This window comes from Thalassotalea nanhaiensis, assembly GCF_031583575.1.
Taxonomy (GTDB): Bacteria; Pseudomonadota; Gammaproteobacteria; order Enterobacterales; family Alteromonadaceae; genus Thalassotalea_A; species Thalassotalea_A nanhaiensis.
The window spans coordinates 3713845-3727988 of the sequence record NZ_CP134146.1 but is presented as its reverse complement, the minus strand read 5'-3'; the positions used below and the strand labels follow the sequence as shown (position 1 = coordinate 3727988).

General features: G+C 39.0%; 11 protein-coding genes. 6 read left to right on the top strand and 5 right to left on the bottom strand.

Features of this window, described 5'->3' with window-relative positions; genetic code table 11:
- Positions 1-322: 322 nt before the first annotated feature.
- On the bottom strand, positions 323-1216 hold the full coding sequence (gene nadC / locus RI845_RS16170; protein ID WP_348387206.1) for a carboxylating nicotinate-nucleotide diphosphorylase: 894 nt from the start codon (positions 1214-1216) through the stop codon (positions 323-325).
- Complete coding sequence (locus RI845_RS16165; protein ID WP_348387205.1) at positions 1216-1743, bottom strand: retropepsin-like aspartic protease family protein; 528 nt, start codon at positions 1741-1743, stop codon at positions 1216-1218. The genes nadC and RI845_RS16165 overlap by 1 nt, the downstream gene beginning before the upstream one ends.
- A gap of 111 nt (positions 1744-1854) precedes the next feature.
- On the opposite strand from RI845_RS16165, the gene ampD reads away from it, so the two are divergent.
- From ampD to lpdA, 6 genes are all read left to right on the top strand, one after another.
- A complete protein-coding gene (gene ampD / locus RI845_RS16160; RefSeq protein WP_348387204.1) occupies positions 1855-2430 on the top strand; it encodes a 1,6-anhydro-N-acetylmuramyl-L-alanine amidase AmpD in 576 nt (191 codons plus the stop codon).
- Between the two features lie 97 nt (positions 2431-2527).
- A complete protein-coding gene (gene ampE / locus RI845_RS16155) occupies positions 2528-3373 on the top strand; it encodes a beta-lactamase regulator AmpE (protein WP_348387203.1) in 846 nt (281 codons plus the stop codon).
- A 467-nt stretch (positions 3374-3840) separates the two neighbouring features.
- Positions 3841-4614, top strand: coding sequence for a pyruvate dehydrogenase complex transcriptional repressor PdhR (pdhR, locus tag RI845_RS16150; RefSeq protein ID WP_348387202.1), 774 nt, complete (start codon positions 3841-3843; stop codon positions 4612-4614).
- A 159-nt stretch (positions 4615-4773) separates the two neighbouring features.
- The gene (gene aceE / locus RI845_RS16145) at positions 4774-7446 is read left to right on the top strand and encodes a pyruvate dehydrogenase (acetyl-transferring), homodimeric type (RefSeq protein WP_348387201.1); all 2673 of its coding nucleotides are present in this window, start codon (positions 4774-4776) and stop codon (positions 7444-7446) included.
- A gap of 23 nt (positions 7447-7469) precedes the next feature.
- Positions 7470-9125: a dihydrolipoyllysine-residue acetyltransferase gene (gene aceF / locus RI845_RS16140; protein ID WP_348387200.1), complete on the top strand. Its 1656-nt coding sequence runs from the start codon at positions 7470-7472 to the stop codon at positions 9123-9125.
- Between the two features lie 439 nt (positions 9126-9564).
- Entirely contained in the window at positions 9565-10998 is a 1434-nt protein-coding gene (gene lpdA / locus RI845_RS16135; RefSeq protein WP_348387199.1) for a dihydrolipoyl dehydrogenase, read from the top strand.
- 219 nt (positions 10999-11217) lie between these two features.
- On the opposite strand, the gene RI845_RS16130 is transcribed toward lpdA, so the two are convergent.
- The 3 genes from RI845_RS16130 to RI845_RS16120 form a co-directional block, all read right to left on the bottom strand.
- Positions 11218-11730, bottom strand: a complete 513-nt coding sequence (locus RI845_RS16130; RefSeq protein WP_348387198.1) for a hypothetical protein — start codon at positions 11728-11730, stop codon at positions 11218-11220.
- A 317-nt stretch (positions 11731-12047) separates the two neighbouring features.
- The gene (locus RI845_RS16125) at positions 12048-13040 is read right to left on the bottom strand and encodes a metallophosphoesterase family protein (protein ID WP_348387197.1); all 993 of its coding nucleotides are present in this window, start codon (positions 13038-13040) and stop codon (positions 12048-12050) included.
- Between the two features lie 50 nt (positions 13041-13090).
- Positions 13091-14143: a DUF2955 domain-containing protein gene (locus tag RI845_RS16120; RefSeq protein WP_348387196.1), complete on the bottom strand. Its 1053-nt coding sequence runs from the start codon at positions 14141-14143 to the stop codon at positions 13091-13093.
- Position 14144: the final 1 nt, after the last annotated feature.

The following is a 14144-nucleotide window of genomic DNA, read 5'->3' as shown; positions in this document are numbered from 1 at the left end:
GTACAGTTTTTCGGCGATTGATTGCCGTTTATGGCTGTATTTACCAAGGTATTTTTAAGGTTTCTATGAGTTAATTAGAAGTGTAGCTTTGTATGATTTTGAGCTTCTGGATACTAAACTGGCAGGAATTATGCCCTAAAATAAGTTCTGGAAATGCAGATGTATGGATTCCTGAACAAGCCGGAATGTCAGAAATTATAAGTCTAGAATAACGGTGGTAAGTTCGGGAGGTTATTAAGAGCAGATCCTGAAATAAATTCAGGAAGTGGAAAATATGGATTCCCGAACAAGTCGGGAATGACAGTAAATAGATTGTATTTAATTAAGCAAAACGCATCGATAAATCGATAGCCTTCACGTGTTTGGTTAATGCGCCTACTGATATAAAGTCTACTTTTGCCGCAGTGTATTCTTTTAGTATCTCAATCGTCATGTTGCCCGATACTTCGAGTTTGGCTTTGCCTCTTGTTAGGCCTACGGCAGTTTCAATCATATCGGTGGTGAAGTTATCTAACATGATGATGTCTGCCCCAGCGTTTAAGGCTTGAGTTAGTTCATCCAGGCTTTCTACTTCAACTTCTACAGTTTTACCAGGGTGGTTTTGTTTGGCAGTTGCTACCGCATTGTTAATACCACCACAGGCGTTAACATGGTTTTCTTTAATTAAGAATGCATCAAAAAGACCAATTCTGTGGTTATGACCGCCACCACAAGTTACTGCATATTTTTGTGCGCTGCGCATGCCTGGAATAGTTTTTCGGGTATCAAGTAATTTAGTTTCGCTGCCTTCCAGCTCTTTTACGTATTGGCTAGTAAGGGTTGCTGTGCCTGATAAGCTTTGTAAAAAGTTAAGTGCGGTGCGCTCACCAGTTAAAAGTAAACGGGCATTACCGTTTAATTCAAACAAGGTAGTATTAGCTTTCACTGTTTGGCCGTCAGCAACAAACCACGTGATTGCTGTTTGTTCATTTGCTGATGCGTCTAATTGTTTAAACACTTCATTTACCCAAGCAACACCTGAGATAACACAGTCTTCACGACAAATTACTGTAGCCACTGCGTTGGTATTCGCTGGTATTAAACACGCAGTAATATCATTTTCTGCTTTTGGCAACTCGCCAGGAGCTGCACCTAAATCTTCAGCCAGTGCCCAAGTTACAGTAGATTCAATGTCATTTTGTAGTTCAGGGCTAATTTGAAGATCAAGACTGTGCATTAGTATTCTCTTTGTTCTGTTAAATAAAGGTATTGTCCAGATTGACGAAACTCTACTTGTTTTAAAGCACTCATGCCTAACAATATTTCGTTTGTATTCATACCTGGGTTTATATTTGCCGCGACATTATACAGAATAATATTACCAATACTCAATTGATCTATTTGAGTTTGATATACCTTTACTCGCCCATTAGCCGTTTGCACGTAGTGATTACCCAGATTTGGCAGGTTAAGTTTGTCGGCCAACTTTGCTGGAATTGAAACATTGGTGGCGCCAGTATCAAGTAAAAATACGACGCTTTGGTTATTAATGCTGCCAGCCGACAAGTAATGACCATATTTATTTCGCTTTAGAGTAACTTCAGCTAAACCATCACTTGTAAGTGCAACTTGCGGTACTTGATTAGGGTTTTGTTGCTTGTCTAAGAAACCTTGGAATGCCCATACTAATAATGCAAAAAATATGATCCAGGCTATCCACATCATACCTTTGCCTAATTTTACCGTATCATCTGTGTTGCGCATGTATTAGTTTGCTCTTTAAATAGATTGCGGCATTTGCCACAATGACGTTAATCTTAAGGTCATAATGACACTTTACCAACGACATATTATATAAGGGTATATAACAGTAGTATGGAGACAAACGTTACAATCGACAATGGTTGGATAGAAATATCTGCTGAAAATCGTTTTCCAGTTTCACACTTTCCATCACCTCATTGTGATGAAAGGGAATGTGAAGATGTGAGTTTATTGGTGATCCACAATATATCTTTACCGCCAGGTAAGTTTGGTTCAAATCACATCACTGAATTCTTTTTAGGAAAGCTTAACCCTGATGATGATGAATATTTTCAAAGCATTTATCAAATTAGAGTATCTGCCCACTGTTTAATTCGTCGAGATGGAACGGTCGTGCAATATGTGCCATTTAATAAACGAGCTTGGCATGCAGGTGTATCTTGCTTTGAAGACAGGGAAAAGTGTAATGACTTTTCTATTGGTATTGAAATGGAAGGCACCGATGAACTGCCTTATACTGAACTGCAATATGAATCACTGCAATTGTTAACCATTGCGATAAAAAACAACTATCCTGATATTAATACCAATAGAATTACTGGCCATTGTGATATTGCCCCTGGCCGTAAAACCGACCCCGGTGAAAGTTTTGATTGGAAAAAGTATAAAAATGGCTTAAATGAATAGTTTAAAAACTTTATTTTCTGGCATTCGATGGGTTGTCAGAGTAAAATTTTATAAGAAGAAAAATATTTGAATTTAAATAAGAACAACAGGAACTTAAATGACCCTTATTAGCTTACTAATCGCTTTAGCCGCTGAGCGAGTTTTGCTATCGAAACATTGGCACTTTAACTTTTATTATTCTCAATACCTGAAGTTTGTCCGTGGCTTTGTTTCCAAAGGCGAGATCAGCAAAAGCAGTTTAAATGTTTTTGTGTTCGCTTTAGTTCCAGCTTTAGTAGTTTGGGGGCTGTTAGCGTTAATTGACAGCACGCTCGTTACCTTTGTTGTATCAATATTATTATTGATAATCTGTTTTGGGTGTACTGAGGCAAGAGAATCCTATAAAGGTTTTTTAAATGCAGCAATGCGCGGTGATGAAGTCGCGGTTTCTCATTATCAAATGGAGTTACAGCAAAACCAAGAGTTTGAAGGTGAAAGCTTTGGTCAAACTTTAGTATGGTTAAACTATCAATATTATATAGCAGTTATGCTGATATTTATTTTCTTTGGTATAGGCGGAGTTATTTTATATCGCATACTTGTGGCAATTGGTAATAATGTTAAAAACTCTGAAGGCGAAGCTTATTTACCTGAAACTGCTGTAGAGCATGGCCGTGATTTATTGTTTGCGATAGATATTATTCCGTCTAGATTTGTTGCTTTTGGCTATATGTTAGTCGGGCACTTTTCTAAAGCGTCAACTATTTGGCTTGAAGGTTTATTGAACCTTCACCAGTCTTCACGTCGTTACTTGTGTACTGTTGCTAAAACCTCTGAAGAATATACGGTTGAAGACGAAGATTTAACTGCAGAGCCATCTTTGCTAGTCCGATTAGCTAAACGCAATGTTTTATTATTACTTGCCACTTCGGCCTTTATGACACTTGCTGGCGTATTGAGTTAACGTTTAATTAAATCAAATCTCTAAAGGCCGCTTTTTAGCGGCTTTTTTTTGCTTCATGGATGTGCTTATCCTGCCGTACCATGGATGGGGGAAAGGGAGGGGGTCATCACGGATGAGGCAATGCAAATCACCATGGAGGGTAATAGATTTGTAGCAAGTATGGCCTATACGGATAAAGCTCTCTAATACACGCCTCATTGTCGTAATGTGATCATGGCATACACCAACTGAACCCACACTTACATTCTGCCATTCGATTTAACTACTATTAAAAGTCCCAGTCAATATTGGTCTTACCAATACGTATATTTCTCTAAATTTAGGTCAACTCAGGTAGAGGTCGAATAATGTAATAATTTTACATTTAGATCAAAGTCTGTTACTTTATGTTGAATTATTGATATATTGGTAAGACCAATTTACCAGGTGTCCTGAGCTTAATTCGACTTGTATGCGTAATATTAACTATGACTTTTAAAAAGATACGACAGCCAAAACTATCTGACGTAATACTTACTCAGTTAGAAGATATGATTTTAGAAGGGAGCTTATTGCCCGGACAAAAAATACCTCCAGAGCGTGAGCTTGCTGAGCAGTTTTCCGTATCAAGGCCGTCATTACGTGAAGCAATTCAAAAGCTTGAAACCAAAGGCTTGGTTTATCGCCGCCAAGGTGGTGGCACTTTTGTAAAAGAAAGTTTATTAGAAGGAATGTCAGATCCATTATTTGATCTGATGGCTAATAAAGGTGAAGCGCAACTGGATTTATTAGAGTTTCGCCATGGTATTCAAGGTATGGCTTCTTATTACGCAGCAATGCGTGGTACGAAACAAGACTTTAAAAATATCGAAGAAAAGTATGATGAAATTACTGTGGCACAAATTGAAAATACACAAATTAGTGAGAATTTTCGCGGCGAAGCCGAAACAGTTTTTGAGTTTTACTTAGCTATTTGTCAGGCGTCGCATAATGCGGTGATTTTACATTTAGCCAGAGCCATGGGCTCGTTATTAATCGATAACATTGAAAAGAATTTACAAGTGCTGGCTAAACGTCCTGAAGTACCTGGACGAATTGCTCAATACAGAAAGCAATTAATGGAAAGCATTATAAGTGGTGAACCGAATAAAGCTTGGGGGGCGAGTCACAAAAACCTAGCTTACATCGAAGAGGTCATGCTCAAACTTGGCGAAGAAGACAGTCGAGTTACTCGTTCACTAAGACGCTTCCAAACAAGCTAAAGCTTGGAAGTAGCTAAAAGAGCTAAAAAAGCCGTATAAATTGTAATTAACGGCACTATTTACTAAGGGTTGTTCGAAATTTGAACTATCTTTAAATGCAAATTAAAAATTAATATATAAACAGAAATCGTTTATCAGAATCGGAGTTAAAAAATCGTTATGACTGAATTACTCAATCACGATATTGATCCTCAAGAAACACAAGAATGGCTAGATTCAATGGAAGCTGTTCTTGAACAAGAAGGTCCAGCACGTGCACATCAATTACTAGAATCTTTAATTGAACGCGCTCGTCGCGGTGGTACACATTTACCATTTGATGCGACAACAGCTTACGTAAATACTATCCCTGTAAACCAAGAACCACAAATGCCAGCCGACCAAACCATTGAAGCTCGTATCCGTGCTGCAATTCGTTGGAACGCTTTAGTATTGGTTTTACGTGCCTCTAAAAAAGATTTAGAGCTGGGTGGTCATATAGGTTCATTCGCATCTTCTGCGATGCTTTACGATGTTGGTTTTAACCATTTCTTTAAAGGTGCTTCAGAAAAAGGCGGTGGCGACTTTATTTTCTCGCAAGGTCATATTTCTCCTGGTATATATTCTCGTGCTTTCTTAGAAGGCCGTTTGACCGAAGAACAAATGAATAACTTCCGTCAGGAAGTAGATGGTAAAGGTTTATCTTCATACCCACACCCACATTTAATGCCAGACTTTTGGCAATTCCCTACTGTATCTATGGGCTTAGGTCCTTTGCAAGCAATTTACACTGCTCGTTTCTTAAAATACCTTACCGACCGTGGCATTAAAGATTGTTCAGGCCAACGTGTTTACTGTTACTTAGGTGACGGTGAAACAGATGAGCCAGAATCATTGGGTGCAATTGGTTTAGCATCTCGTGAAGGTTTAGATAACTTAACGTTCGTGATTAACTGTAACTTACAACGTTTAGATGGTCCTGTTCGTGGTAACGGCAAAATCATTCAAGAGCTTGAAGGTACATTCCGCGGCGCTGGCTGGGAAGTAGTAAAAGTTATTTGGGGTTCATATTGGGATGCATTAATCGCTCGTGATACGTCAGGTAAACTTTTACAACTTATGAACGAAACAGTGGATGGTGAATACCAAAACTGTAAAGCTAAAGGTGGTAAGTACACCCGCGAAAACTTCTTCAATAAGTACCCAGAAACGGCTGCGTTAGTAGCCAATATGTCAGATGAAGACATCTACCGCTTAAATCGTGGTGGTCACGATCCTGTTAAGGTTTTTGCCGCTTACAAAAAAGCGATGGAAACTAAAGGTCGTCCAACAGTAATTCTTGCTAAAACAGTTAAAGGTTTTGGTTTAGGTGCTTCTGGTGAAGCATTAAACATTGCCCACAACGTTAAGAAAATGGATGTTGAGTCAATTAAGCATTACCGCGATCGCTTTAACATTCCTGTAGCTGATGAAGATATTGCTGACTTACCATATTACAAATTCCCTGAAGACAGTGCTGAATACAAGTACATGATGAGTCGTCGTGAAGCACTAGGTGGTTCATTACCTGCACGTTTAGAACAACCTGAAACTGCTCTAGAAATACCGCAATTGAAAATTTTTGATGCGGTTTTAAAAGGCTCTGGTGAACGCGAAGTTTCTTCAACGATGCAATTTGTTCGTATACTGAATAACTTATTAAAAGATAAGAAAATTGGTAAGCGTATTGTGCCAATCATTCCTGATGAAGCTCGTACTTTTGGTATGGAAGGTTTATTCCGTCAAGTGGGTATATATGCTAATGAAGGTCAAAAGTATGTGCCACAAGATGCTGATCAAGTTGCTTATTATCGTGAAGATAAAAAAGGCCAGGTACTTCAAGAAGGTATTAACGAATTAGGTGCAATGGCTTCATGGGTTGCTTCTGGTACGTCATACTCAACATGTAATGCTACAACCATTCCATTCTACATCTACTACTCAATGTTTGGTTTCCAACGTGTTGGTGATTTAGCATGGGCAGCGGCAGACAGTCAGGCACGTGGTTTCTTATTAGGTGCAACGGCTGGTCGTACAACGCTTAATGGTGAAGGGTTACAGCACCAAGATGGTCATTCACATGTACAAGCGGGTCTTATACCAAACTGTGTTACTTACGATCCTACATACGGCTATGAAGTTGCTGTTATCGTTCGTGAAGGTTTACGCAGAATGTATGAAGAAAATGAAAATATTTTCTTCTACTTAACGTTGATGAATGAAAACTACCAACACCCTGAAATGCCAAAAGATGCAGAAGATGACATCATTAAAGGTATTTATAAGTTAGAAACAGTTACGCCGAGCAAAAAAGCAAAAGCTAACGTGCAACTTATGGGCTCAGGAACTATTTTATTACAGGTTCGTCAAGCGGCTCAAATTCTAGCAAACGACTTTGGTATTTCGTCTGACGTGTACTCAGTAACAAGTTACAACGAGTTGGCTCGTGAAGGTCAAGAAGCAACACGTTACAACATGCTTCACCCAGAGGCAGAGCAAAAAGTACCATTTATCAGCCAAGTAATTACTAGTGAGAATGGTCCTGCAATTTCTGCAACCGATTATGTTAAAGCATATTCTGATCAAGTACGTGCATACATAAATACCGATTACCGTGTATTAGGTACTGACGGTTTTGGTCGCAGTGATTCACGTGCAAACTTACGACGTCATTTTGAAGTTGATCACAATTACATTGTTGTTGCTTCACTATACGAACTAGCTCAACGTGGCGAAATTAAAATGGCAGTTGTTACTAAAGCGATCAAAGACTTTGGTATTAACACCGACAAAATTAACCCGCTATACGCATAATTGGCTAGAGAAGGAAAATACAGATGTCTGATATTAAACAAGTTCTAGTCCCTGATGTTGGTGGCGATGAAGTTGAAATTATTGAATTATGTGTTGCCGTTGGCGATACAGTAGAAGTTGAAGATGCACTGGTAAGTGTAGAAACTGACAAGGCTTCTATGGATATTCCTGCACCATTTGCAGGTACTATCACTGAAATTAAAGTTGCTGTTGGAGACAAAATTAACGAAGGTGATTTAGTTGTAATGATTGAAGTAGCTGGTGCGGATGCACCAGCGGCTGAGGTTGAAGCTCCTGCTGCACCTGTTGCCGTAGAACCTACTCCTGTAGTTGAAGCTGCGCCAGCTCCTGTTGCTGCAGCGGCTCCTGCTGCAAGTGCGGTAATTGAAGTTACAGTACCTGATATTGGCGAAGACGGTGAAGTTGACGTTATTGAAGTATTAGTTGCTGCGGGCGATGTTATCGAAGCTGAAGATGGTTTAATTACTCTTGAAACTGACAAAGCAACAATGGATGTACCAAGCCCTGAAGCCGGTACGGTTGTTGAAGTTAAAGTGGCTACTGGCGATAAAGTTAAGCAAGGCAGCTTAGTGATTATGCTTGAAACAACATCTGGCGCAGTTGCTCCAGAGCCTGTTGCAGCACCGGAGCCAGTAAAAGAGACTACTGTTGTTGCACCTGCAGCTCCGGTTGCACCAAAAGCTGCGCCGGTACCGCATCACCCAAGTGCGGGTACTAAGCAAAGCCAAGGTCATATTTACGCATCACCTTCAATTCGTCGCATCGGCCGTGAATTTGGTGTTGATTTAACATTGGTTAAAGGTACTGGTAATAAAGGTCGTATTTTAAAAGAAGATGTTCAGTCTTACGTTAAATACGAATTATCACGTCCTAAAGCTACCGCTAACACGTCTGTTTCAGGTGGTGCTGGTGGTTTACAAGTTATTGGTGCTAAATCTATCGATTTCTCTAAATTTGGTGAAATTGAAACATTACCATTAAGTCGAATTCAGAAGATCTCTGGACCATTTTTACACCGCAGTTGGGTAACGGTTCCACACGTAACTCAGTTTGATGAAGCCGATATCACCAACGTTGAAGCATTCCGTAAAGAACAAAACGTGATTGCTGAAAAGAAAAAGCTTGGTTTTAAAATAACGCCATTGGTGTTTATTTTAAAAGCCGTAGCAGATGCATTACGCGAATTCCCGGTATTTAACTCAAGCTTGAGTGAAGACGGTGAAAGCTTGATCATGAAGAAATACATCAACATTGGTGTTGCGGTAGATACGCCAAATGGCTTAGTAGTACCAGTGGTACGCGATGTTGACCAAAAAGGCATTCACCAGTTATCTAAAGAGTTATTAGAAATAAGTCTTAAAGCCCGTGAAGGTAAGTTGAAAGCTGCAGATATGCAAGGTGGCTGTTTTACTATCTCTAGCCTTGGCGGTATTGGTGGTACAGCGTTTACACCAATTATTAACGGTCAAGAGGTTGGTATTTTAGGTGTATCTAAGTCTGAAATGAAGCCTAAGTGGAACGGTAAAGATTTTGAGCCTAAGTTAATGTTGCCATTATCTTTGTCATATGATCACCGTGTAATTGATGGCGCTTTAGCAGCACGCTTTACTGTGCACTTAGCGTCAGTAATGACTGATATTCGTCAGTTAATTCTATAGTTATTATAGATATTTGCTTAGTTGTTAGGGTAAGAACTAACAGCTAAGCAAAAGTAACTAGTATCCATTCCTATTAATTTTATTTATAGGATTCTGATACATAGTAAAGGCTTGTTAAAGCAGATTTATCAACTAAGTTATTTGGTAATAAATGTATTTAGTTGTAAGTGCCAATGAAAACATACAACTTAAGTCTAAAAGTTTACTAATTTTGACTTAAAAGTTGGCGATTTTTTGTCACAGCATGTAAACTTGCCCCCGAAAATGCACCTATACGTAAATTGATTTAAAAATTTAGGTATATGGTGAAAAAAATATCGCTTTGCGGCGATTATAAAGAGTTTAAATTCATACATGTCATGCCTACTTTTTAGGGGTGATATAAAATGGCTCACTTACAATCAAGTTAGCCAATTATTTATAGGTATTTGAGGTAAACATGAGTAACGATATTAAAACCCAAGTCGTTGTTTTAGGCGCTGGCCCTGGTGGCTATTCTGCAGCTTTCCGTGCTGCTGATCTTGGTTTAGACGTAGTATTAGTAGAAAGCCGCGCTACACTTGGTGGTGTTTGTTTGAACGTAGGTTGTATTCCTTCTAAAGCATTACTTCATGTTGCTAAAGTAATCGATGATGCTGCTGCAATGGCATCACACGGTGTTACGTTTGGCACTCCAAAAATTGATTTAGACAAAATTCGCAGCTGGAAAGAAGACGTAATTGGTCAACTTACTGGTGGTTTAGGCGGAATGTCTAAAGCGCGTAAAGTAAAAACAGTTACTGGTTTTGGTAAATTTACATCAGACAAAACTATTGCAGTTGAAGCAAGTGACGGTACCGTTACCAACATTACGTTTGACAACGCAATTATCGCTGCTGGTTCATCAGTAATTGATTTGCCATTTATTCCTAACGATGACCCACGTGTTATCGATTCAACTGGCGCACTTGAATTACAAGACGTACCTGGTGAAATGTTAGTTCTAGGTGGTGGTATCATCGGTTTAGAAATGGGGACAGTTTACTCAGCGCTAGGCTCTAACGTTTCTGTTGTTGAGTTTGCTGACCAATTAGTACCTGCAGCTGATAAAGACATCGTTAAAGTTTACACTAACTACAACAAGAAGAAGTTCAACATCATGTTGTCTACTAAAGTTGTTGCTGTTGACGCTAAAGAAGATGGTTTATACGTTACTTTTGAAGGTAAAAACGCACCTGCAGAGCAAGTACGTTACGACAAAATTTTAGTTGCTGTTGGCCGTAAGCCAAATGGTCACTTAGTTGCTGCTGACAAAGCAGGTGTTAATGTTGACGAGCGTGGTTTCATCAACGTATCTAATGAATTACGTACTAACGTGCCTCACATCTTCGCTATCGGTGATGTTGTTGGTCAACCTATGCTAGCTCATAAAGCGGTTCATGAAGCTCATTGTGCAGCAGAAGTTATCTCTGGTAAGAAACACATATTTGATCCTCGTTGTATTCCTTCAATTGCTTATACTGATCCAGAAATGGCTTGGGTTGGTGTTACTGAACGTGAAGCAAAAGAGCAAGGTTTAAACATTGAAGTTGCTAACTTCCCATGGGCGGCTTCAGGTCGTGCTATAGCTTCAGCGCGTACTGAAGGTAAAACTAAAATGATCTTCGAAAAAGACACTGGCCGTGTTTTAGGTGGTGCTATCGTTGGTATCAATGCCGGTGAAATGCTTGGCGAAATTTGTTTAGCCGTAGAAATGGGCGCTGATGCTGAAGATGTTGGTTTAACAATTCATGCTCACCCAACGTTGAACGAATCAATCGGTTTAGCTGCAGAAATATTTGAAGGCTCAATTACTGACCTTCCAAATGCAAAAGCAGTGAAAAAGAAAAAGTAATTTCGCTTTAACTTAGATTATAAAAACGCCAGCATTAGCTGGCGTTTTTGCACATGGAAGTGCTTATCCTCTCGTACCATGGACGGGGCAAAGAGAGGGTTTTCAGTTGGAAGTGCTTATCCTCTCGTACCATGGACGGGGCAAAGAGAGGGTTTTCAGTTGGAGGTGCTTATCCTCTCGTACCATGGATGGAGGAAATAGAGGAATTGTTTATTAGATCTAAAACGGTCTAACTACAGCAATACCTACAACGGTAGATGTTTCACCATCAACAAAATCTGCTGCAATTGTTGGTTCAAGTTCAAAACTCCCTAACGGAATTGCATAACTGGCAGATAGTCGATACAAATCTTCTTCATGACTTGGATGTCCATGGGATTCATCTGATTGATGATGACCTGCAGTAGCGGGCACAGCACCTACTTCTTCTTGTCCAAAACCTGCGCCTAATCGTAAGTGCTCGGTAGGATGAAAATATATCGATGCCAGTGCGACTTCTACGCCAGCGCCTTCATGCGCGTCTTCGGTTTTTTCCCAAGTAAGGCCAGCGCCCCATTTGCTATTGAACTTATATTCGTATTCGAAACCATATGAAAAGTCAGTTTGACTTTCTATTGTCGTTGCGCCAATGAATATCCCTGGGAAGTGCTTTTTATCTGATGCGTGAGCGATGTGCGAAGTACATGCTATTAGGGCTAGTCCATAACAAGCAACTGTAAGTTTTTTCAACATTATGATTACCTTAAGTTAAACAGATGAATAGTTAAATTCAACATATAATAATTTTGGCATCTGCTAAAAAAGCAAATGCCAATGTTTAATCTTAAAAGTATGTTTCAAGTATGAAACTAGTGCAGTGAATTCATATTCTTGAAGTCATGAACATGCTTTTAAACAAATTTAGATAGGTTTTTATGCGGCGAGTTTAACGTACCGCATACTAGTATTCCTATACGTGTTTTGTTGAGTATTGTAGTAAATTGTAATTTGCTCGCTAATATCAACTCGGAAAATAGAAATACTAAATAAGTGCTGCTACTTAAGGGAAGTTAGTTACAACCATCTGCATTTAAGCAGAGTTTATCGCCATCTGCCGGTGCTTTACCAGTTTTATCAGCCATACCATTAAGTTTGATATTTAAATAACTCGGAGTATTCCCCTTTAGTCCAACCCACATAATATGATCCATATTAATACCATCTCTGGCATTCATTTCTCCACCAGTCGTCGCAATTTGAATATAGTCTTGCCCTAATCGTTTGGTATATTTATATGAATGAACATGGCCGTTAAAAACTGTGTAGTTATTACCTTTCAGAGCTTGTTCCAGCTTTTTAAAGTTTTTCTTTTTACCATCTTGCCAAACGGGTTTATGCATGAATAAAAATGTCCAACGAACATCTTTATTATCATTAATTACTGTTTTGAAATAGTCGGTTTGCCTATCACTTATTTCACCAAACTTACGCTGATCCATTTGTGCGTATTCAGTATAAGGAAAGTCATTAGGATCTTTTTTGTACACTTTAATTGCTTCATCACGTTTCATTTGCAATTCGCTGAAAAAGTCGTGGCTAAAATCTTCGCTGTCGAGCACTAAAAATAGCGCATTTTTAAAAACAAAATGATAATAACGCGGACCAATCGTTTCTTCATACCATTTGCGCATTGTTGTATTTGAAATGTCGTGATTTCCTACTGTTGGGTAAAATGCAATGTCACGGTTATTTAGTTTGCTATTAAATGCCTGCCATTCTTTATCCATTTGAACGATATCTTTTGTTCCACCTTCAATCAGGTCGCCAATACTCATAATAAAGTCAGGTTTCATCGCATAAATACTTTCTGCGCCAACATTAAACACGCCTTGACGTTCGCCGCCGGTAAGGTCGCCAATAATTGCGAAGCGAAGTAACTCGTTATCAGCTACTGGCGCTTGAAATGTTTGTATTTCAGCAGATGTTTCAACAGGGTCTGTACTTTGAGTAGAGCACGAAATAAGTAACAGTATTGTAGATAAAAACACAGTTATTTGTTTCATCTAAGAATGCCTTATATTTTTGTTGATAATGACTCAATTATAGAATCATTTTAAATTTTGGCTTTGTAGGCCGATTTTATTTGGGTAAGTAATGGCGCGGTAAGGTATGTTGCAAAGATAATATATCCACAGGCAGCACCAATTTGTAATATCCGAATATAAAATTTTCCGCCCGCACCTGCATCTCCTGTACTCCCTGATGAAATCAGGATGATCACCGTGGTAATGGCCATGGCAAATAGCGGTGCAAGAGGTTTATCTGAAAAAATCAGCTTGGCAAAATATATATTTACCACAGCAAACAATAATACTAACGCTGTATAAGTTGGGGCAATAAGCAAGAGCTTATAGACTGCTATAGCAACTAAGCCACCAATTGTATTACCAACTAATAGTGCTTTACTACCTTGCATGCCCATGAGTAAATCTGGTTTTTGCGCCAAAATAGCGATGAATACTAAAATTAGCATTGAACTTGTTAGCCCAAAATAAAAGAAAAATACGATGGCTGGCATGATAATAATCGTGCTCAATAACGCTAACTGGAAGCGAGTAGACTGCAGTTTCAAGCCTTCTTTTTCTTCTTTATCTTTGTATTGTGTATTTGGTTTATCAGGAATTAGTTCATGCATGATCATAGTAATTACCAACGCCATTAAGCATGAAAATAAAAAACCGATTGTTACTACGCTGGCTACTTCTTGTTTAAATAAGCCAAGCATAGGGACCAAAGTAAAGCCTACTAACAACATAGTGATAACAAAATCATTGCCACCAGAATAGCCCCAATAAGACACTAAAAATATGATCAATGTCATGATCAAAATAAACACAATAGGGAAGGGCAATAAGAAACGAGTGACTAATATTCCGGCACAAAACGCGGTAAGGCTAACAATGAAAATACCCAGTAATACTTTAAAGGGAAGTTTTTCTGCATCAGTCCCTAAAAATTTGGCAGTGAAAACCGCGGTTATAAACGCCAATGGCCAGTTAAAACCAAATGAAATGGCAATAGCCAAGGTTAAACCCACCGTAAAGCGAATGATCCTTATTCGCTCTGGTGTTTGTTGGTGCAGTGCGTTATTGAATGCTGCGATCATA